Origin of the sequence: Provencibacterium massiliense (assembly GCF_900169495.1) — a bacterium.
Taxonomy (GTDB): Bacteria; Bacillota; Clostridia; order Oscillospirales; family Ruminococcaceae; genus Harryflintia; species Harryflintia acetispora.
In genome coordinates, this window is the sequence record NZ_FWCH01000012.1 from 1,221,863 (window position 1) to 1,241,699 (window position 19,837).

The following is a 19,837-nucleotide window of genomic DNA, read 5'->3' on the forward strand; positions in this document are numbered from 1 at the left end:
TTGGTCCCTCCTAAAATCCCAACAGCGCCTTGCACAGCGCCGCCATCTCCCGCAGCTCGTAGCTGGGCAGCAGGCCCCATGGGGTCTGCGAGGGGATCACCCCCTGCAAGCTTAGCCCCGCGCGCTTACAGTAGATCCCGGCGCGCGGCAGGTGAAACCCGTCGCTGGCCACCGTGACCTGGCTGCAAAGCCCGTTTTCACCGATCACCCCGGCGGAAAAGGCCAGGTTCTCCCGCGTGTTGCCCGAGCGTTCCTCCAAAAAAACGCGCGCCGGGTCGATCCCCAGCTCGCCCAGATACTTTTTCATGACATGGGCCTCGCTGTAGTCTTCGTCATGGCCCTGGCCGCCCGACACCACGCAGACGGCCTGTGGGTTTTCCTTAAGATAGCCGGCCGCCTCCTGCAGCCTCCTGGCCAGCATCTTTTTCGGGCGCTCCCCCTCGATCCCGCCGCCGAGCACGATCACCGTCTGGGGGTACTTCCCCGCCGGCGGCGCATAGCGCGCGCAGTACCCCCGCCAGTAGAGCGTGAAGCCGAGATAGGCCATCAGCGCCAGAGCCAGCAGGATAACGAGCAGGATATTCAAAGTACGAAAGCCTCCTCCCAGCCTGTCCCGGATTTTCCCCTCAAAGAGGACCATTGCCGCATAGAGGCCGCCCGCCCCCAGCACGGCCAGCACCCCGGGATTGACGATCCCATAAAGCAGCGGCGGCAGCAGCCCGAAGAAGAGCCCGGCCGCGGCAAAGGCGCCGTAGCACAGGCGCAGCCACCGCCTCCCGGCAAAAGCGCCCCCTGTCATCGAAGCAGCCTCTGCACAAGGGGGCTCACCTTGCCGAAGGGGGGATAGCGCAGCTGCAGATCCAGCCGCCCCCTCGTCTTGAGCACCGATTTATAGTGGGTAAAGGTATCGAACCCCGCCTTGCCGTGGTAGGAGCCGATCCCGCTCGGGCCGATCCCGCCAAAGGGCATGTCATGCGGGCAGAGGTGGACGACCGTGTCGTTGACGCAGCCGCCGCCGAACTGGATTTTTTGCAGGACCTCCCGCTCGACCTGCGGGCGGCGGGTGAAGAGGTAGAGCGCCAGCGGCCGCTCGTGCAGCGAGATGTATTCATAGGCCTGCTCGAGCTGGCTGAATTCGATCACCGGCAGCAGCGGCCCGAAGATTTCGTCGTTCATCAGCTTGGAATAAAACGGCGCGTTTTCGATGATGGTGGGGCTGATCTTGAGTTCCTGCTCATTGGTGCGCCCGCCGGCCACCACCGTCCCCTCGCCAAGCATCTCGCAAAGCCGCTCGTAGTGCGCCTGGTTGACGATCCTGGGGTAGTCGGGATTCTGCTCGGGCGCGGCGGAGTAAAACTTCTCGATCGCCCTGCACATCTCGGCGATCAGCTTCTGCTTGACCGAATCCTGCACCAGCAGGTAGTCGGGCGCCACGCAGGTCTGTCCGGCGTTCAGGCACTTGCCCCAGACGATCCGGCGGGCGGCCTCCTCGATGTCGGCGCTGGCGTCCACCAGGCAGGGGGACTTGCCGCCAAGCTCGAGCGTCACCGGGACCATGCCCCGCGCCGCGGCCTCGTAGACCTTCTGACCCACCGTCTTGCCGCCGGTGAAGAAGATGTAGTCGAAGTCCTGCCCCAGCAGCGATTGGGCGACCTCGGGTCCTCCGGTGACCACCGCCAGCAGCCTCTGCTCAAAATTGTTGTTGAGCATCTCGCTGATCACCGCCGCGGTGTTCGGGGCGTATTCGCTGGGCTTGAGAATCGCGCAGTTGCCCGCCGCCAGGGCGCTGACCACCGGCGAGAGGGCCAGCTGAAAGGGGTAATTGAACGGCGCGATCACCAGCGCCACGCCGTACGGCTCGGGATAGACCCGGTTCACCGAGAAGGGCGCGGCGAGCGAGAAGCCGCCGCCCTTCGGCCGGCTCCAGCGGCGCAGGTGGCGTAAGGCGTAGGATATTTCGGAAAGGACCATGCCGATTTCGGTGAGATAGGATTCCTGCTCGCTTTTCGAGAGGTCCTCGCGCAGCGCCTGCATGATCCTCTCTTGATATTGTAAAATCACCTGGTAGAGGCTGCGCAGCTGCCGGATACGGTAATCGACGCTGCGGGTCGCCCCGGTGCGAAAGAATTTTTGCTGCATATCGATGAGGTTCATGTTCCGTCTCCTTTACCGAATTGTGCACCATTCACCGTTTTATCATACCTCATCCACAGCGAAAAATCTTCTCCCCTTTGGTAACGAATTGTTAACTTTTATGACATATTTTCCTGCGTGCGCCGCCGCGCGAGCAGCAGGTCAACCATCCTGCCGTAGCTGCGCACCCCGTCGAATTGGGCGTTGACCTTGAGATAGGCGTCGTTGGCCTTGCGCGAAACGGTGGCGGCCGGGCCCTCGAACCGGCTCCAATAGACCCTGCTTTCGTTAAGGTCCAGTATGAGCCGCTCGCCGTAATCCTCATAGAGCGCGGCGCAGCGCGCGGGATCGACCCCGTACAGCCCGCTCATGGCGTAGTCCAGCGCCAGCAGGGCGCCGCTGTAGCGAAAGACCGGGTCCCCCGAGCCCTCGCAGGCCAGGTAGGCGATGAAGTTGGCCTCGTCCTCCCGCATGAAGCCGCGCAGATGGCTCAGCTCGTGGCAGAGGGTGGCCGGAATCTCGTGGTAGGGCGCGTCGGCGTTGAAGTTGGCTTCCGCCGTAAACGGGAAGTAGATCCCCAGCAGCTGCAGATAAGACATCCCGCGCGAAAAAAATACCGGCTTGGGGCTCGGATAGTACCCTTCAAGCGCCGGGAACTCCCGGGAGAGGTCCTCCATGATCCCGGGGGCCTTGGCGCCCAGCTCCCGCACCGTCGGCAGCTCCTGCGGGAGCAGCCGCGCCTGGGCGTTGGCCTCGCCGATCAGCGAGCGGCAGAGTGCCTCGAGCTCCTCGGCCGGGGAGGGTCCCACCTCCAGCGCGGCAAAGTGGGAGAAGGGCAGGCGGTGGTAGTTGATCCCGCCAAGCAGGGTGAAGAGCAGCAGGACGACCCCGCCCGCCAGCAGCGCCGTGCGCGCCGCCGCAAAAAGCGCGGCGCGGCGCCGGGATGCGTGCCCCCGCAGATACGCCCCGAGCAAGGCAAGCCCCACGCCCGCTCCGGCGATCAGGGCGCAGATCAGCAGCTCCCCCAGCGAGAAGGGCAGCCGCCCGGTCAGATAGCCGACAGCGTGCGAAAGCGCGGGATAGACCCTTGTCGCGTACCATTCGGCGAAGGGGGTGCTGTGCTGCGCCCACAACAGCAGCCCCAGGGAAAGCAGAATCATTCCCCAGGCGGCGAACGTGACCCGATGTATCCGTATTCTTTTCATACCGGAGACCCTTTCCGCCCCTCAGGCGACAAAAGCCCTATAGCACCACGATCGTGATTCCGTCGTTCCCCCTGCCGTAGTCGGTATCCCGGCGCAGCTCGGGCAGCAGCTCGACGGCCCTGCGCCCCGCCGGGGAAAAGGCGGAAAATTCATCCCCGCCCACAAAGTCCCGTATCATCCCCGCCCGCCGGCGCTCTGCGAGCAGCCGGCGGGCCGCGTCCCGGATGGCGCCGCCCGAGCCGGTCGAGCCGTAGCCGTGGATCACCTTGAGCGCCCCGACCCGGTTGGCCTTCCCCAGGCGCAGCTCCTGCGAAAGGCGCTGCAGCGCCACCTCGACGCTCGGCCTCCCTGCCTCGATATTCACCGTCTTGCAGCCCACGCACGCATCCCCCGCAATCTGTCCGCTCACATAATGCCCTTCGCAGATGGCATCAAATGTAAAATGTCTTACAACTATTTTAACATAAAAACCGCCGGGATGCATCCATCCAAATGGAAGATGTCCCCCGGCGGCCCGTGTAAATTTATCCAGCAATATGTACGCTATCTTCGATGCCGCGCATAGACGCGCGACAGCCGCTCGGCCAGCTCGCCCAGGTCTGCGAAGGTGTAGTCCGGCTTGACGGGGCAGCGGCTGAGATCGTCGATCGAGGTCTCGCCCGAGAGCACCAAAATCGACGGAATCCCGCAGCTGCGCCCAAAGGCCACGTCGGTATACAACCGGTCCCCCACCACGGCGATCTCCTCGGGCAGCAGCCCGGTGTTTTCCAGCACGATGTCCAGCATGTAGCGGTAAGGCTTGCCGATGATGATGTCCGGGTCGCGGTTGGTGGTGGCCTTGACGAAGGCCAGCACCCCGCCAATGTCCGGGAGGTAGCCCTCCTTGCTGGCGTGGTTGAGGTCGGGATGGGTGGCGATGAACTCCACCCCCGAGCGCACGTACTGGCAGAGGCTGCTCAGCTTGCGGTAGGTCAGGGTGGTGTCGAAGCCGAGCACGATATAGTCGGGCATGGTGTTGACCACGTCGATCCGCTCGCGGATGAATTCATCCTGCAGCGCCGGGGTGCCGACCAGGTAGACCTTGGCGTCCGGCTGCCGCCGCTTGAGATAGGCGCAGGTGGCATAGCCCGAGGTCAGCACCTTGGTGTGCGGGGTCTCCAGCCCCATCGCGCCCAGCTTTGCCGCATATTCATACCGGTTGAGCGACGAGTCGTTGGTCATGAACAGGTAGTCCGCCCCCTGCTCCCCAATCGCCTCCAGAAACCGTTTTGAGCCGGGAAGCAGCTTTCCCCCCGCATAAAACGTCCCTTCCATATCCAGCAAAAACAGCTTGATACGGGAAAGTGCCGAATAGTCCATCTTCTCCTCCAAACCCCACGCGGCCTACACTCCGCGCACTGTATTCTGTCAAATGATCACGATCGCGTCGAGGAAAACCCCGCTGCATGCAGCGACGATCCGCTCCCCGCTGCTCACCGCCTTAAAGCTGAGCTTTCCCTGCTTGTCCACGTAGCCGAAATCGGGCGTCGTTTGCCGCGTGCCCGCCTTGTCCACCGCCCGGATGGAATAGGAGTTGACCATGTTCCGCCCGATCTTGAGCCGGTCGGCAAAGAAGAGCTTGTCCTCCCCGATCCACATGTCGGTGGTCTCGGGCATGCGCGCGCCCCCGCCCTGCTCCACCTTATAAGAGCCGGTGGCAAGGTTATATTCCGCGTAATGGTCCGGCAGCAGCAGCTCCTTGTCGGCGCTTTGTGGGTCGAACACCATCAGCCGCTCCCCCGACACCCGCCAGCGGGTGTCCTTGTCGCCGGTGAGGTCTATGACCTTGCGGCTACCGCCGATGGTCACCGCCGCGAAGCCCGCGCTCCCCTTGCGGGTGGCCTGCTCGAGGAGCAGCACCCCGGTGCGCGCGTTCCACTCCACCGGCCGCCAGTAGGAATTCACACCGCTCGCCCCCGAGGCCGGATGGACGATCAGCTGCCGCCAGTCCTTGGTCTCCAGGTTATAGGCGTTCACCCCGTCGCTGTCGTTAAAGGCAAGGGTGGTAAGGTCGGGCGAGAGGGCGAAGTCGGTGGTCTCCTCGTCGCACAGCGCCAGCATCTCCTGCGGGTAAAGGATGGTGCGCACGGTGATCAGGTTTTGGTCCAGCACCGTGATCCGGTCCCTTTGATAGACAAAAATCTGATCGCCGCTGACCTGCACCGAAAAGTCGTTTTCCTCCTGCCCCTGCCCTTCCAGGGTGATGTACTGCTCACTCTTATAGGTCTGTAAATCCAGAAAACCGATCCGCAGCTGCCGGCCGTTGCTGATCCAGCACAGGATCCCCTCCCCCATCGGCGAAAACTGGAAGCCGCCGAGGGTGCGGTCGCTGACCGGCAGGCCCATCAGGGTGGTGACGACCCCCACCGGGCCGTTGATCGCATAGAGCCCGTATTCCACCGGGCGTTTGAGCATGGACTCGAAGTAGACGTTCCCCTTCTTGTCGGCGCGCAGGGTGTAGTTCCACTGCTGGAAGAGCACGTCCCCGCTGCGAAGGCCGAGCACTGCCGAAATCCGGCTGCCCACCGTCTCCACCCGCAGCACCTCGAGCTCATATGGGAGCTTGGGTTCCTCCTCGTCGGGCAGCGGGATGGTGATATACTGCCCGTCGAAATATTGCTGGCTCATGAAGTCGATCTTGAGCTCCTCGATCCCGAAATACGCCTTGGCGTAGCTGCGCACCTGGTCGATCGGCACGGATACCGTCAGCGCATCCGCGGACTGCTCAAAACCCGTGTCCGCCCCGTCGAGCTTCATGCGCTCGTAGAGGAAGCGGGTCAGATCGTAAACCGGGATGTTCTGCCCGGAGGAAAATTCGTCGGAGATAAAACGCGCGCTCTGCAGAACCATCTGCGAAATCTCATCTGTCTGCTCGGCGCTGAGCGTCACCGGCCCGCGCTCGTCCTGTCCGGAACTGATCTCCGGCTGGGAGTCCTGCCGCCCGTCCTGCGAGGCGGGAGCCGTACAGGCGCTGAGCATCAAAAGGCTCAGCATGAGCGCCAGCACCCGTTTCATCCGACTCCCCCCTTTTCATCCTCTTTTTAAATCACAATCAAATCATATTGTACCCAATCGTTTAAATTATACTATTTTTTTCTTCTCATTACAACCGGTCGTTTCGGCGGTAATCTCCCTTTCTTTTCGTGCAAAAAATCAAAAAGCGGGGCGGCCTCCGACTCGGTCGGCAGGCCGCCCCGCTTGGCTGTATATACCGGTGCTATTCCTTTTTCAGCTCCCCGGCGAACAGGGCGGCGTAGACGCCCATCAGCAGGAAGCCGGCGATCGAGATGAGGGGCATCTGCACCGAGATCTGCCGCCCGCTGAGCGTCGCGACCGCCTGCCCGACGCACAGGGAAACCGAAAACAGGGAAAAGAGCAGCGCCCAGAACTTGGCCTTGCGCGCCGGGAGTCCACCCTGCGGCGAGACCACCCGCGCATGCGCCAGCCAGAAGAGCGCCCCCACGCAGAGGGTCACCACCTCCAGCGTCTGATCCGAGATGCTCGCGATGGTCTTATACTCCATAAACCGGCCCACCGCCTGCACCGCCATCCAGAGGGCGGGCATGCTCGCTCCCCAGATGTTCATCCGGTACTCCCCATGCAGCGCGCGCAGCCCGAGATAGAACATCGCCACCGCCGCGATGATGGCAAACGGCCCCGCGACCACCCGGCCAAAATGGGTGTCCCCGCCCGCGGTGAAATCGTATAGGTCCCCGAAGAAGGAGACGAAGGAGCCCACGCAGAGCACCAGCCCCGTGGCCGCCAGCAGCATGGGCAGCGTCCTGCCCGGATATTCAGGCAGGCTGGGCTCTTCCCGGGGGAGCAGGATCAGCAGCGCCAGGACCGCCGCCCCGACCAGGTAGAGCAGGTTGTGGGCAAGCACCAGTCCGCCCATCCCGGTATAAAACCCCGTGTCGGGCGCGATGGCGAAAAGCCCCAGCACCGAGCGCGCGGCGCTCTCCAGCACGGTGAGCAGTATAAACAAGATTCCCAATAAAGTCATGGCGTCATCTCCGGTATCCCAAAATTTCTGTATGTTCACCATTATAGCAGAAAAGAACAAACTGCGCCAGCGGCACGCGGCAAATCTTTGCCGCGTGCCGCTGAATTTCCGTGCTGAATGGTCCTTCTGTCATGATTGCCGCTCGGACATCGGAATATACGGCTGGTCGTAGGACAGGGATTTATAAGCCGGGCGGATGATCCGCCCGCCGAAGAGCATCTCCTCGATGCGGTGGGCGCACCAGCCGGGGGTGCGCGCGGTCGCGAAGAGGGCGGTGTTCATGTCGTGGGGGATGCGCAGCATCTTATAGACCAGGCCGGAGTACATATCCACGTTGGCGCAGATCGCCTTGGTGGAGCCCTTGGTTTCGGCGAAAACGCCGGGGGTGAGACGCTCGACTGCGTCGAGGATCATGAAATCCCGTTCGATGTCGGTGCCCGCGGCAAGCTTCAGCGCATGCTTTTTGAGGATGACCGCGCGCGGATCGCTCTTGGTGTAGACCGCATGGCCCATCCCGTAGACCAGCCCGGAGCGGTCCCCCTCCTCGCCCTTAATCATCCGTGCGAGGAAATCCTTGACTTCCTGGTCATTTTCGGGGTTCTGGACCCCGCGCTTTATGTAGTCGAGCATCTCCATCACCTTGTAGTTTGCGCCGCCGTGCCGCGGCCCCTTGAGCGAGCCGATGGCCGCCGCGATGGAGGAATAGGTGTCCGACCCCGACGAAGTCACTACCCGCGCGGCAAAGGCGGAGTTGTTGCCGCCGCCGTGCTCGGCGTGCAGGATCAGGCACATATCCAGGAGCTTCGCTTCCTCGTGGGTAAACTTCTTGTCATTGCGCAGCAGCCGCAGGATATTTTCCGCGATCGAATAATCAGAGCGCGGGTCGTGCAGGTACATGCTCTTCTTTTCAAACGCCCGCCGCTTGACCTGGTAGGCTGCCACCATGATGATCGGCATGCGCGCGATCAGCGAGATCGACTGGCGCAGCAGCTCCTCGTAGCCGGTCGCGTCGGGGCTCTGGTCATAGGAATAGAGCGCGAGCACCGAGCGTCCGAGCATGTTCATCAAATCCTTCGACGGGGCCTTGAGCAGCATATCCTCCAGGAAGTAGGGGGGCAGCTCGCACTGGCTGGCCAGAATTCCCATGAACTCCTCTAGCTGGGACTTGGTCGGCAGCTTGCCGAAGAGCAGCAGCCAGATCGCTTCCTCGAAGCCGAACCGGTCGTCGCGCAGGCACCCGTCCACCAGATCCTGCACATTGATCCCCCGGTAGGTGAGCACACCGTCGATCGGGCTCTTCTCACCCTCGTCCATCACGTAGCCGTGCACGTTACAGATCTGGGTCAGCCCGGCGAGCACGCCGGTCCCATCCGAGTTGCGAAGCCCGCGCTTGACGTTGTACAGGTCATAATTTGCAGGGTCGATATGGTTATACTTGCGGAATTCATCGCATAAGATTTTAATAGCCCTCTGCATAGATGGATTTTTGGTCTTGGAATTATTCATTTTCTCGGCCAATGCGCTTCACCCTCCCCTATATACTATTGTTTAATAATATATCACCTGCTGCGGGAAGTCAACCAAATATGGGGGCCGGATGTAAATTAATCCATTTTTTCTCCTGTTTTTACAATTGGGACAACCAATTTTAGAAATTAAAATTGCAAGTTTCACATTTTATTCCTGCATTTTAAGTTGGTTTCAAACCGGACAGGCCAAATCCATATGGGAAAGGAAGTAAGCGTAAATGAAGTATTACCTGTTCTTGTTCGGGCTGCTCGCGGCGGTGATGATCCTGCTGCCGCTGCTCAGCCTGCCAAAGCAAAGCGGGGAAGTATCCGCTCCGCCCGCCTCCTCCTCAGAGCAGCCGGCGCCCCGCGCGCGGATCAGTTCCGGGAGCCAGGCCCCGGATCAAAGCGAAAAATCCCCCGCCTCCTCGCAGCAGGAGGAGCAGCCCGCCAAAGAGGCCGCGGCCCTCCCCATCAGCCGGGTCGAGGCGCTGAGCGAGCCGGTCAAGCTCTTCGACAGCGCCACCGGACGGGTGGTCACCATGTCCCAGCAGGAATACGTGCTCGGGGCGGTCTGCAGCGAGATGCCACCCCAGTTCCATCCCGAAGCGCTCAAGGCGCAGGCGGTGGCCGCCCACAGCTACCTGCTGCGCTGTAAGGAACAGGAGTCCCGCGCGCCAACCGAACGCCTTCGGGGCGCCTATCTCGAGATCAATACCGAAAACCGGGAGGGCTACGTCAGCGAAGCCACCGCCCGCGAGATGTACGGGGATCATTTCGACGTGTACTATCCCGCCGTCAAAGAGGCGGTACAGCAGGTCGAAAACCAGATCCTGGTCTACGACGACGAGCCGATCGTCGCGGCCTACCATTCAATGAGCGGCGGGATGACCGAGGCGGCCTCCAACGTCTGGACCGGCTCGGCGGATTACCTCGTCCCGGTCAGCAGCCCCGGGGACCGGCTGGCCCCCGACTATGAGACCACCGAAACCTTCCCGGCCGACCAGGTCGCCTCGGTGCTCAAAACCCTCTATCCCGGGATCGAGCTGCCGCAGGACCCGTCCGGGTGGTTTACGGATATCACCCGCTCCGACTCCGGCTATATCACCGAAATCCAGATCGGGGAGACCACGGTGGCCGGCCAGCCGCTGCGCATGGCGTTGGGGCTGCGCAGCACCAATGCAAAGATTTCTTACCAGGACGGCTCCTTCTCCTTCACCGTCACCGGCTACGGGCACGGGGTCGGCATGTCCCAGTACGGCGCGGACTACATGGCCCGCCAGGGCTCGGACTACCGGGAGATCCTCGCGCATTACTACCAGGGCGCCGATCTGGTGAGGATAAAGTGATGTATGCGCAATTCCCGCTGCTATAGACCTCGGACTCTTGCGAATCCCAATTCTTGTCGAAATTACTATTAGACAGATAAAAGCCCCGCCGGTTGTTAGGCCGGCGGGGCCGTTTTGCTATAGTTTACTTGGAAGCCGCGTCCGAGGAGGAACCGGCATCGCTGGAAGCAGCGGAGGAACCAGAGCCCTCGAACACCGACTTGATGGCGTTCTCGGCGCGCTCAACTTCCTTCTGAGCCATCTCGAGGGAGGCCTCTTCCCCATCCGGGACGTTGATGTCGCCCATCAGCACCAGGAAAACGTAATCCCCTTCAGTGATGACCTTGGCGGCCTCGGATTTGATGTCCATGAAATTGACCGGGTAGGTCTTAAACTGGTCGATGATATCGGTACGGCGCTTCTCGAGCGCCTCGGCCACCGCGTCGGCCTTTCCGGGCTTGGCCTTGACCGCCACGAAGGTGTCGCCGCTGACGTTGGCAATGGACATCTCACCGGCAAACTCCTCGATGTCATCGGGGTTGATATAGTACATTTCCTGCATCTGCTGCTCGGTGATCACCGAGGGCATCGAGACGTAAAACTCGCCGAACTCCCTGCGCACCGCGTCAAAGGCTTCCTTGAGCTTCGCATCCTTGATGATGATCTCGACCTTGTCCCCTTCTTCGCTGGAGGACATCGATGAGGACGAGGAGGAACTGCTGCTCGAAGATTGGCTCATCGAGGAGCTGGAGCCCTTGTCCTTGTCGCTGCCGCAGCCCGCGAAGATGGCGCTCATCATCGCTCCCGCGAGCAAAACCGTAATCAATCTTTTCATTTAAATGACCATTCCTTTCTGGATGTTTCATACCGGTTTCGCCATGCGAAATGGTCGCCGATGGCGGCAAGGGTACGAAACTCTGAGTTCAAAAATGTGTTGCATACGCAGTGATACCAGGCAGGCCCGGTCGCCGCCCGAAGCGGGCGTGCATGATATAGGTGCCGCACAGGAGATCATTTCCTGCAAGTTGCAGGAAGAATTTACATTTTGTTCATCCGGCGCCTATTTGCAGCCCGCTTTACGCTGGTAGTATTCTCTTTTTGACCGGGGAATATACAGGTTTCACCGGGAACGCAAAAAAGGCGGAGGGAAAATCCCTCCGCCTTTTAAAAGCGCAAATTAGTCGTTGATCTTGGTCACAACGCCGGAGCCGACGGTACGGCCGCCCTCGCGGATAGCGAAGCGCAGACCTTCCTCGATCGCGATCGGGGTGATCAGCTCAACGTCCATCTCGACGTTATCGCCAGGCATACACATCTCGGTCCCCTCGGGGAGCGTGACAACGCCGGTCACGTCGGTGGTTCTGAAGAAGAACTGCGGACGATAGTTGTTGAAGAACGGGGTGTGACGGCCGCCCTCATCCTTTTTCAGCACGTACACCTGGCCATGGAATTTGGTGTGCGGATGAATGGAGCCGGGCTTGCAGAGAACCTGACCGCGCTGGATCTCGTTTCTCTGGATACCACGCAGCAGAGCGCCGATGTTGTCGCCAGCCTCAGCGTAGTCGAGGATCTTGCGGAACATCTCGATGCCGGTGACGACGGTCTTCTGCTTCTCGTCCCGCAGGCCGACGATCTCAACCTCGTCAGAGGTCTTGAGCTGGCCGCGCTCAACTCTGCCGGTGGCGACGGTGCCACGCCCGGTGATGGTGAAGACGTCCTCAACGGGCATCAGGAAGGGCAGGTCAGCCTTTCTCTCAGGGGTCGGGATGAAATCGTCGACCGCCTTCATAAGCTCAAGGATCGGGGCATAAGCCGGATCATTGATGTCGTTCGGAGCCTCGAGGGCCTTGAGGGCAGAACCCTTGACGATCGGAATGTCATCGCCCGGGAAATCGTAGCTGGAGAGCAGCTCACGGATTTCCATCTCGACGAGCTCGAGCAGCTCGGGATCGTCGACCTGGTCGACCTTGTTCATGAACACGACGATATAGGGAACGCCGACCTGACGGGCAAGCAGGATGTGCTCGCGGGTCTGGGGCATCGGGCCGTCAGCAGCGGAAACGACCAGGATCGCGCCGTCCATCTGCGCAGCACCGGTGATCATGTTCTTAACGTAGTCGGCATGTCCGGGGCAGTCGACGTGAGCATAGTGACGGTTGTCGGTTTCATACTCAACGTGAGCGGTGTTGATGGTAATACCGCGCTCTCTCTCTTCCGGAGCCTTATCGATCATGTCGTAAGCAACGTACTCCGCATCGCCCTTCATGCCGAGGGTCTTGGTGATCGCTGCAGTCAGAGTGGTTTTGCCGTGGTCAACGTGACCAATGGTGCCGATGTTTACATGGGGTTTGGTTCTTTCAAAATGTGCTTTTCCCATTAGCGGTTTTCCTCCCTTTATGGATTCATTTTTTAAAATTTAAATTTGACAAGCTACAATTCGTATTGTACCAATAAATGCTCAAAAATGCAAGCATTTATGCAGGTTACATGGGAATTTTTATCAAAAAGTCCCAGCGAATTTAAGCTTTTTTTGCCCTGGCGCTCATGATGGATTCGGCGATCGACTTGGGCACCTCGGTGTAATGCGAGGGCTCCATGACGTACTGGCCGCGTCCCTGCGTCTTGGAACGCAGGTCGGTGGCGTAGCCGAACATCTGGGACAGCGGGACGAAGGCGTTGATCTGCTGTACGCCGTTGCGCTCCTCCATGCCCTGGATCTGGCCGCGACGTCCGTTGAGGTCGCCCATGACATCGCCCATGTAATCCACCGGGACGGTGACAGCGACCTTCATGATCGGCTCCAGAATGACCGGGTCGGCCTTGCGCATGGCCTCCTTGAAGGCCATGGAACCGGCGATCTTGAACGCCATTTCCGAGGAATCGACCTCGTGATAGGAGCCGTCGTACAGCTCGACTCTCACGTCGACGACCGGATAGCCGGCGAGCACGCCGGAGAGCATGGCGCCCTGGATACCGGCGTCGATCGCGGGGATATACTCCTTCGGGATCGCGCCGCCGACAATCTTGTTGTCGAATTCGTACCCCTTGCCGCTCTCGTTCGGGTACAGCCGGATCTTACAATGGCCGTACTGGCCGCGGCCGCCCGACTGGCGGGAGTACTTCATGTCGACGTCGGACATCTTGCGCACGGTCTCCTTGTAGGCGACCTGCGGCTTGCCGACATTCGCCTCGACGCGGAACTCGCGCAGCAGGCGGTCGACGATGATCTCCAGATGGAGCTCACCCATACCGGCGATGATGGTCTGGCCGGTCTCCTCGTCGGTGTAGGCCCTGAAAGTCGGGTCCTCCTCGGCGAGCTTGGCAAGGCCAATGCCCATCTTCTCCTGGCCGGCCTTGGTCTTCGGCTCGATGGCCACGCGGATAACCGGCTCCGGGAATTCCATCGACTCGAGGATGATCGGGTGCTTCGGATCACACAGCGTGTCGCCGGTGGTCACCTGCTTGATGCCGACCGCCGCTGCGATATCGCCCGCGTAGCAGGTCTCGATGTCCTTGCGGTGGTTGGCGTGCATCTGCAGGATGCGCCCGATGCGCTCGTTGGTACCCTTGGTGGCGTTGAGAATGCCGCTGCCCGCGTCGACAGTACCGGAATAGGTCCTGAAGAAGCAGAGCTTCCCGACATAAGGGTCGGTCGCGATCTTGAAGGCGAGCGCGGAGAACGGCTCGTCGTCGTCGGTCGGTCGGGTCTCGGTCTCGCCGGTTTCGGGATTGGTGCCGGTGATGTGGTCGATGTCGACCGGGGAGGGCATGTAATCCACGATCGCGTCGAGGAGCTTCTGCACGCCCTTGTTCTTATAGGAGGTACCGCAGGTGACCGGCACCATCTCGTTGGCGATGGTCGCCCGGCGGATGACTCTCTTGATGTCCTCGATGGGGACTTCCTCGCCCTCGAGGTACTTCTCCATGATCCCCTCGTCCTGCTCGGCAACCGCCTCGAGCAGCTTTACGCGGTATTCCTCCGCCTTCTCCTTCATCTCCTCCGGGATCTCCTCAACGCGGATGTCCTTTCCGAGATCGTCGTAGTAAACGTAGGCCTTCATCTCCAGCAGGTCGATCAGCCCTTTATAGAACTGCTCTTCCCCGATCGGGAGCTGAATGGGCACCGCGTTACACTTGAGGCGGTCGTGGATCATGTCCAAAACATTGTAGAAATTGGCCCCGAGGATGTCCATCTTGTTGACATAGATCATTCTCGGAACATGGTATTTGTCAGCCTGGCGCCAAACGGTCTCAGACTGCGGCTCAACACCGCCCTTCGCACACATTACGGTAACCGAGCCGTCGAGTACGCGTAAGCTACGCTCTACCTCAACAGTGAAGTCAACGTGGCCCGGAGTGTCGATAATGTTGATACGATGGTTCTTCCAGTAGCAGGTGGTGGCAGCGGAGGTAATGGTGATACCTCTCTCCTGCTCCTGCTCCATCCAGTCCATGGTAGCATTACCCTCATGGGTCTCGCCTATCTTGTGGTTGATCCCCGTATAGTAAAGGATACGCTCGGTCGTGGTGGTCTTACCGGCGTCGATGTGAGCCATTATGCCGATATTGCGGGTTAATTCCAGGGATACGTCTCTTGGCATATTGACCTCCTGCTAAAACAATAGAATTCGTAGGGAAGGTAGCCCTTCCCGCCAGGGTGGCGCCCTGCGGCGCGCGGAGCCGAAAATGGCCCCATTTTAGAATCTGTAGTGAGCGAAAGCCTTGTTGGCTTCGGCCATTTTGTGGGTATCCTCGCGCTTTTTCACCGCGCCGCCCATATTGTTGATCGCATCGACAATCTCACCGGCAAGACGCTCGCGCATGGTTCTCTCCGAGCGGTTTCTTGCGTAAGAAGTCAGCCACCGCAGACCAAGGGTCTGACGGCGCTCCGGGCGAACCTCCATCGGGACCTGGTAGGTCGCGCCGCCCACACGGCGGGCCTTGACCTCCAGAACAGGCATGATGTTTTCCAGAGCTTCCTCGAAAACCTCGAGCGGCTCACGGCCTGTCTTTTCCTTCACGATGTCGAACGCACCGTATACAATCTTCTGGGACACACCCTTCTTGCCATCCAGCATAATGCTGTTGATGAGCCGGGTGACCAGCTTGGAATTGTAAAGCGGATCCGGCAAAACGTCACGTTTTGCTACGTTACCTCTTCTTGGCACTTCGCTTCCCTCCTTCACATAGTCGGGACTTTCGTCCCGTGATATCATCGGTACTCGAAAGTGACAAAACTCCCGTTTGCACCAATCCGAGGCATTCTATCGAAAACCTGGGATCGTGCGACTGTGACCTTTTCCAATGGGAATTTTATTACTTCTTGGCACCAGCCTTCGGACGTTTTGCACCGTATTTTGAACGAGCCTGATTTCTTCCGTTGACGCCCTGGGTATCCAGAGTGCCGCGGATGATGTGGTAACGCACACCAGGCAGGTCCTTGACACGTCCGCCGCGAATGAGCACAACGCTATGCTCCTGCAGGTTGTGACCGATTCCCGGGATGTAGGCTGTGGCCTCGATTCCATTGGAAAGTCTTACCCTTGCAACTTTTCTTAAGGCAGAGTTCGGCTTCTTCGGGGTCTGCGTACGGATGGCCGTGCACACACCGCGCTTCTGCGGAGAATTCTGATCGATCGCAGTGCGCTTCTGGGCGTTCCACCCTTTTAGGAGCGCAGGAGCGGTGGATTTCTTCTCGACTACCTCTCTGCCCTTGCGTACGAGCTGGTTAAAGGTCGGCATATCGCACCTCCTTACTAAAATTTTTTATCTTTGCAGCCCGGGGAAAGGCCGTATACGGCTTTCCCCGCGGGCGGTAAAGCAGTTTTTTCCTGAAAGTATTGCGCAAAATTTGCCAAAACTCTCCGGATTCATACCAAATATAGATTTTATCACCAGGGGGCGGCTCTGTCAATAGTCACTTTTATACAGGACCGTTCACCCCTGGGGCCGAACGTGCACACCGGTTCGTCAGCCGATGGTGACCTCCTCGTCCTCGAGCACCGCGCGGTAGGGGTTGGCGCTCTCCTGCGGGAGGGGCTGATATTCCGCCACAGGCGCGGGCGGCTCGGTGAATTCGAGGTCCACATCCTTGATGATGCCGGTCCCGGCGGGCACCAGCTTACCGATGATGACGTTCTCCTTGAGTCCGAGCAGCGGATCGGTCTTGCCCTTGATCGCCACCTCGGTCAGCACGCGGGTGGTCTCCTGGAAGGAAGCCGCCGACATGAAGGAGTCGGTCGCGATCGAGGCCTTGGTGATGCCCAGCAGCTCGGGGGTGTAGGTCGCGTAGCCGAGGTCCTGCTCGCCCAGCTCGATCCGCTCGCGGACCTCGCGGTTGCGGGCCTTGAGCTCGCTCTTGTCGATCACCGAGCCGGAGATCAGCCCGGTGGAGCCCTCCTCGTCGACCTTGACCTTCTTCATCATCTGGCGCACGATGACCTCGATGTGCTTGTCGTTGATGTCAACGCCCTGGGTGCGGTAGACGCGCTGGACCTCGTTGATGAGGTATTCCTGCACGGCCAGCTCGCCCGAAACCTGGAGCACTTCCTTCGGGTCGATCGGCCCCTCGGTGATCAGGTCGCCCTTCTTAATCACATCGCCCTCGGCGACGATCACCTTGCTGTCGAAGGGAACCAGCTTCTCAAACTTCTCGCCGGACTCGGTGTTGGTGACGACCACGATCCGGGCACCCTTGCTGTCCTGCTCGAAGGAGACCGCGCCGTCGAGGTGGGAGATGATCGCCACGCTCTTGGGCTTCCTGGCCTCGAAGAGCTCCTCGACGCGCGGGAGACCCTGGGTGATGTCGCTGGCCGAGGCGACGCCTCCGGTATGGAAGGTACGCATGGTCAGCTGGGTACCCGGCTCGCCGATGGACTGGGCGGCGATGATGCCGACCGCGTCGCCGATCGAAACGAGCTTGCCGTTGGCGAGGTTTGCCCCGTAGCACTTGGCGCAGACGCCGTTCTTGGCCTCGCAGTTGAATATTGTGCGTATTTTGACCTTCTCTATACCCGCGGCGGTGATCGCCTTGGCATCCTTTTCGTCCATCATCTTGTCGCGGCCGACGATGACCTCGCCGGTCTCGGGATGGACCACGTCGTCGGCCACAAAGCGGCCAATCAGACGCTCCTCGATGTCCTCGATCACACGGCCGGAGTCGTAGATGCTCGTGACCTCGATCCCGTCGTGGGTGCCGCAGTCGAGCTGGCGGATGATGACGTCCTGCGAAACGTCCACCAGACGGCGGGTCAGGTAACCCGAGTCGGCGGTGCGCAGCGCGGTGTCGGCCAGGCCCTTACGGGCGCCTCGCGAGGAGTTGAAGTACTCCAGGATGTTGAGCCCTTCGCGGTAGTTTGAACGGATCGGGATCTCGATCGCCCGCCCGGAGGTGTTGGCGATCAGCCCGCGCATACCGGCCAGCTGGCGGATCTGTTCCATCGATCCGCGCGCGCCCGAGTCGGCCATCATGAAGATCGGGTTATCCTCGGTGAAGCAGCGCTGAAGCGCCTTCTTAACATCCTCGGTGGTCTGGTTCCAGGTGCTGATGATCCGCTCGTAGCGCACCTCGTCCGAGATGAGGCCGCGGTCGTACTGGCGGCGGATCTGAGCGACCTTCTTCTCGGCCTCGGCGATGAACTCGGCCTTCTCCTCGGGGATCACCGCATCGCAGACCGCGACGGTGATGGCGCTCTTGGTGGAATACTTGAAGCCCTGCGCCTTGATCCGATCGAGCATCTCGGCGGTCTTGGCGGTGCCGTGGACGCGGATACATTTGTCAATGATCTTGCCGAGCTCCTTCTTGCGCACCAGGAAGGAAACCTCCAGATCGAAGCGGTGCCCGGGGTCGGTGCGGTCCACAAACCCGAGGTCCTGCGGGATCGGGTCGTTGAAGATCAGCCGGCCGATTGTGGTGTCCAGCAGGTAGGAGACCTCCTCGCCGTCGACCTCCTTGTGCATGCGCACCTTGATGGGCGCGTGCAGCTCGAGCTCGCCGGCCTGGTAGGCCATCAGCGCCTCGTTGTAGTCGCGGTAGGCGTGGCCCGCGCCCTTCTCGTTTTCGCGCACCATGGTCAAATAGTACGAACCGAGGATCATATCCTGGGTCGGCACGCAGACCGGCTTGCCGTCCGAGGGCTTTAACAGGTTCCCGGCCGCCAGCATGAGGAAGCGGGCCTCGGCCTGCGCCTCGGCGGAGAGGGGAACGTGGACCGCCATCTGGTCGCCGTCAAAGTCGGCGTTGTAGGCGGTGCAGACCAGCGGATGGAGCTTGAGCGCGCGGCCCTCGACGAGGACCGGCTCAAACGCCTGGATCCCCAGGCGGTGCAAAGTCGGCGCGCGGTTGAGGAGCACCGGATGATCCTTGATGACCACCTCGAGGGCGTCCCAGACCTCCTTGGCGCTGGCGCGCTCGACGAGCTTGCGGGCATTCTTGATGTTGGTGGCAACCTTCTGATCGACCAGGCGCTTCATGACGAAGGGCTTGAAGAGCTCGAGGGCCATCTCCTTGGGCAGCCCGCACTGGTACATCTTGAGCTCCGGCCCGACCACGATGACCGAACGGCCGGAGTAGTCGACGCGCTTGCCCAAAAGGTTCTGTCTAAAACGTCCCTGCTTGCCCTTGAGCATGTCGGAGAGGGACTTTAAGGGGCGGTTGTTGGGCCCGGTGACCGGGCGGCCGCGGCGGCCGTTGTCGATCAGGGCGTCCACCGCCTCCTGGAGCATGCGCTTCTCGTTGCGCACGATGATGTCCGGCGCGCCGAGCTCCAAGAGCTTCTTGAGGCGGTTGTTGCGGTTGATCACCCGGCGGTAGAGGTCGTTGAGGTCGCTGGTGGCAAACCGGCCGCCGTCGAGCTGGACCATCGGGCGGATGTCGGGCGGGATGACCGGAACCACATCCAGGATCATCCACTCTGGGCGGTTGCCCGAAAGGCGGAAGGCCTCGACGACCTCCAGCCGCTTTAAAAGCCTTGCGCGCTTCTGGCCCGAGGCGGTCTCCAGCTCCTCCTTGATCTCGACCGAGAGCTCCTCGAGGTCGATCTCCTGCAGCAGCTCCTTGACCGCCTGCGCGCCCATCCCGGCGCGGAACTCGTCCTCATACGCCTCTTTTAAGTCGCGGTACTCCTTCTCGGAGAGGAGGGTGTATTTCTTTAAGTTGGTGATGCCCGGATCGATCACCACGTAGGAGGCAAAGTAGAGCACCTTCTCGAGTAAGCGCGGGGACATGTTGAGCAGCAGCCCCATGCGCGAGGAGGTCCCCTTGAAGTACCAGATGTGGGATACCGGGGCGGCCAGCTCGATATGGCCCATCCGCTCGCGGCGCACCTTGCTGCGCGTCACCTCGACGCCGCAGCGCTCACAGATCTTGCCCTTGTAGCGCAGGCGCTTGTACTTGCCGCAGTAGCACTCCCAGTCCTTGGTGGGTCCAAAGATCCGCTCGCAGAACAGACCGTCGCGCTCCGGCTTCAAGGTGCGGTAGTTGATCGTCTCGGGCTTTTTGACCTCGCCGTAAGACCATTCGCGGATCTTTTCGGGAGAGGCGAGTCCTATCTTAATCGATTCAAACGCGTTAAATTCCAATTGCGACCCCTTCTTCCTAAATTATCGTGTCGTTCCTGTCGC

The 19,837-nt window shown here is 60.6% G+C and carries 15 protein-coding genes; 1 reads left to right on the forward strand and 14 read right to left on the reverse strand.

The annotated features are described in order from the left end of the window. Window positions 1-10 precede the first annotated feature (10 nt). The 8 genes from B5477_RS10965 to B5477_RS11000 all read right to left on the reverse strand — a co-directional run bounded on the left by B5477_RS10965 (window position 11) and on the right by B5477_RS11000 (window position 8,856). Window positions 11-799, reverse strand: coding sequence for a YdcF family protein (locus B5477_RS10965; RefSeq protein ID WP_079699730.1), 789 nt, complete (start codon window positions 797-799; stop codon window positions 11-13). Beyond that, window positions 796-2,154, reverse strand: coding sequence for an aldehyde dehydrogenase (locus B5477_RS10970; RefSeq protein ID WP_079699731.1), 1,359 nt, complete (start codon window positions 2,152-2,154; stop codon window positions 796-798). Before B5477_RS10970 ends, B5477_RS10965 begins: the two co-directional genes overlap by 4 nt. A 98-nt stretch (window positions 2,155-2,252) precedes the next feature. Beyond that, window positions 2,253-3,338: a DUF3810 domain-containing protein gene (locus B5477_RS10975; protein ID WP_079699732.1), complete on the reverse strand. Its 1,086-nt coding sequence runs from the start codon at window positions 3,336-3,338 to the stop codon at window positions 2,253-2,255. A 37-nt stretch (window positions 3,339-3,375) separates the two neighbouring features. Continuing rightward, window positions 3,376-3,747, reverse strand: coding sequence for a hypothetical protein (locus tag B5477_RS10980; protein ID WP_079699733.1), 372 nt, complete (start codon window positions 3,745-3,747; stop codon window positions 3,376-3,378). 134 nt (window positions 3,748-3,881) lie between these two features. After that, window positions 3,882-4,697, reverse strand: a complete 816-nt coding sequence (locus B5477_RS10985; protein ID WP_079699734.1) for an HAD-IIA family hydrolase — start codon at window positions 4,695-4,697, stop codon at window positions 3,882-3,884. A 48-nt stretch (window positions 4,698-4,745) separates the two neighbouring features. Continuing rightward, complete coding sequence (locus tag B5477_RS10990; RefSeq protein WP_079699735.1) at window positions 4,746-6,392, reverse strand: hypothetical protein; 1,647 nt, start codon at window positions 6,390-6,392, stop codon at window positions 4,746-4,748. A gap of 202 nt (window positions 6,393-6,594) precedes the next feature. Then, entirely contained in the window at window positions 6,595-7,380 is a 786-nt protein-coding gene (locus tag B5477_RS10995) for a hypothetical protein (RefSeq protein ID WP_143533591.1), read from the reverse strand. Window positions 7,381-7,509: 129 nt separating this feature from the next. Continuing rightward, window positions 7,510-8,856, reverse strand: coding sequence for a citrate synthase (locus tag B5477_RS11000; protein ID WP_079700470.1), 1,347 nt, complete (start codon window positions 8,854-8,856; stop codon window positions 7,510-7,512). A 271-nt stretch (window positions 8,857-9,127) separates the two neighbouring features. On the opposite strand from B5477_RS11000, the gene spoIID reads away from it, so the two are divergent. After that, window positions 9,128-10,237, forward strand: coding sequence for a stage II sporulation protein D (gene spoIID, locus B5477_RS11005; RefSeq protein WP_079699737.1), 1,110 nt, complete (start codon window positions 9,128-9,130; stop codon window positions 10,235-10,237). A 124-nt stretch (window positions 10,238-10,361) separates the two neighbouring features. Here the strand turns inward: spoIID and B5477_RS11010 are convergent, their stop codons facing one another. The 6 genes from B5477_RS11010 to rpoC all read right to left on the reverse strand — a co-directional run bounded on the left by B5477_RS11010 (window position 10,362) and on the right by rpoC (window position 19,795). Then, window positions 10,362-11,051, reverse strand: a complete 690-nt coding sequence (locus B5477_RS11010) for a DUF4358 domain-containing protein (RefSeq protein ID WP_079699738.1) — start codon at window positions 11,049-11,051, stop codon at window positions 10,362-10,364. 342 nt (window positions 11,052-11,393) lie between these two features. Beyond that, window positions 11,394-12,593, reverse strand: a complete 1,200-nt coding sequence (tuf, locus tag B5477_RS11015; protein ID WP_079699739.1) for an elongation factor Tu — start codon at window positions 12,591-12,593, stop codon at window positions 11,394-11,396. A gap of 142 nt (window positions 12,594-12,735) precedes the next feature. Then, complete coding sequence (gene fusA, locus B5477_RS11020) at window positions 12,736-14,817, reverse strand: elongation factor G (protein WP_079699740.1); 2,082 nt, start codon at window positions 14,815-14,817, stop codon at window positions 12,736-12,738. Between the two features lie 96 nt (window positions 14,818-14,913). Next, complete coding sequence (gene rpsG / locus B5477_RS11025) at window positions 14,914-15,384, reverse strand: 30S ribosomal protein S7 (protein WP_079699741.1); 471 nt, start codon at window positions 15,382-15,384, stop codon at window positions 14,914-14,916. A 148-nt stretch (window positions 15,385-15,532) separates the two neighbouring features. Then, window positions 15,533-15,958, reverse strand: coding sequence for a 30S ribosomal protein S12 (rpsL, locus tag B5477_RS11030; protein ID WP_079699742.1), 426 nt, complete (start codon window positions 15,956-15,958; stop codon window positions 15,533-15,535). Between the two features lie 228 nt (window positions 15,959-16,186). Beyond that, window positions 16,187-19,795, reverse strand: coding sequence for a DNA-directed RNA polymerase subunit beta' (rpoC, locus tag B5477_RS11035; RefSeq protein ID WP_079699743.1), 3,609 nt, complete (start codon window positions 19,793-19,795; stop codon window positions 16,187-16,189). Between the last annotated feature and the right edge of the window lie 42 nt (window positions 19,796-19,837).

What these genes read in the sequence shown, in the direction of transcription:
- B5477_RS11000 (WP_079700470.1), bottom strand. Translation starts at nt 8,856, where the DNA reads ATGCAGAGGGCTATTAAAATCTTATGCGATGAATTCCGCAAGTATAAC.
- fusA (WP_079699740.1), bottom strand. Translation starts at nt 14,817, where the DNA reads ATGCCAAGAGACGTATCCCTGGAATTAACCCGCAATATCGGCATAATG.
- spoIID (WP_079699737.1), top strand. Translation starts at nt 9,128, where the DNA reads ATGAAGTATTACCTGTTCTTGTTCGGGCTGCTCGCGGCGGTGATGATC.
- rpsL (WP_079699742.1), bottom strand. Translation starts at nt 15,958, where the DNA reads ATGCCGACCTTTAACCAGCTCGTACGCAAGGGCAGAGAGGTAGTCGAG.
- B5477_RS10995 (WP_143533591.1), bottom strand. Translation starts at nt 7,380, where the DNA reads ATGACTTTATTGGGAATCTTGTTTATACTGCTCACCGTGCTGGAGAGC.
- B5477_RS10975 (WP_079699732.1), bottom strand. Translation starts at nt 3,338, where the DNA reads ATGAAAAGAATACGGATACATCGGGTCACGTTCGCCGCCTGGGGAATG.
- B5477_RS11010 (WP_079699738.1), bottom strand. Translation starts at nt 11,051, where the DNA reads ATGAAAAGATTGATTACGGTTTTGCTCGCGGGAGCGATGATGAGCGCC.
- tuf (WP_079699739.1), bottom strand. Translation starts at nt 12,593, where the DNA reads ATGGGAAAAGCACATTTTGAAAGAACCAAACCCCATGTAAACATCGGC.
- B5477_RS10990 (WP_079699735.1), bottom strand. Translation starts at nt 6,392, where the DNA reads ATGAAACGGGTGCTGGCGCTCATGCTGAGCCTTTTGATGCTCAGCGCC.
- B5477_RS10985 (WP_079699734.1), bottom strand. Translation starts at nt 4,697, where the DNA reads ATGGACTATTCGGCACTTTCCCGTATCAAGCTGTTTTTGCTGGATATG.
- B5477_RS10970 (WP_079699731.1), bottom strand. Translation starts at nt 2,154, where the DNA reads ATGAACCTCATCGATATGCAGCAAAAATTCTTTCGCACCGGGGCGACC.
- B5477_RS10965 (WP_079699730.1), bottom strand. Translation starts at nt 799, where the DNA reads ATGACAGGGGGCGCTTTTGCCGGGAGGCGGTGGCTGCGCCTGTGCTAC.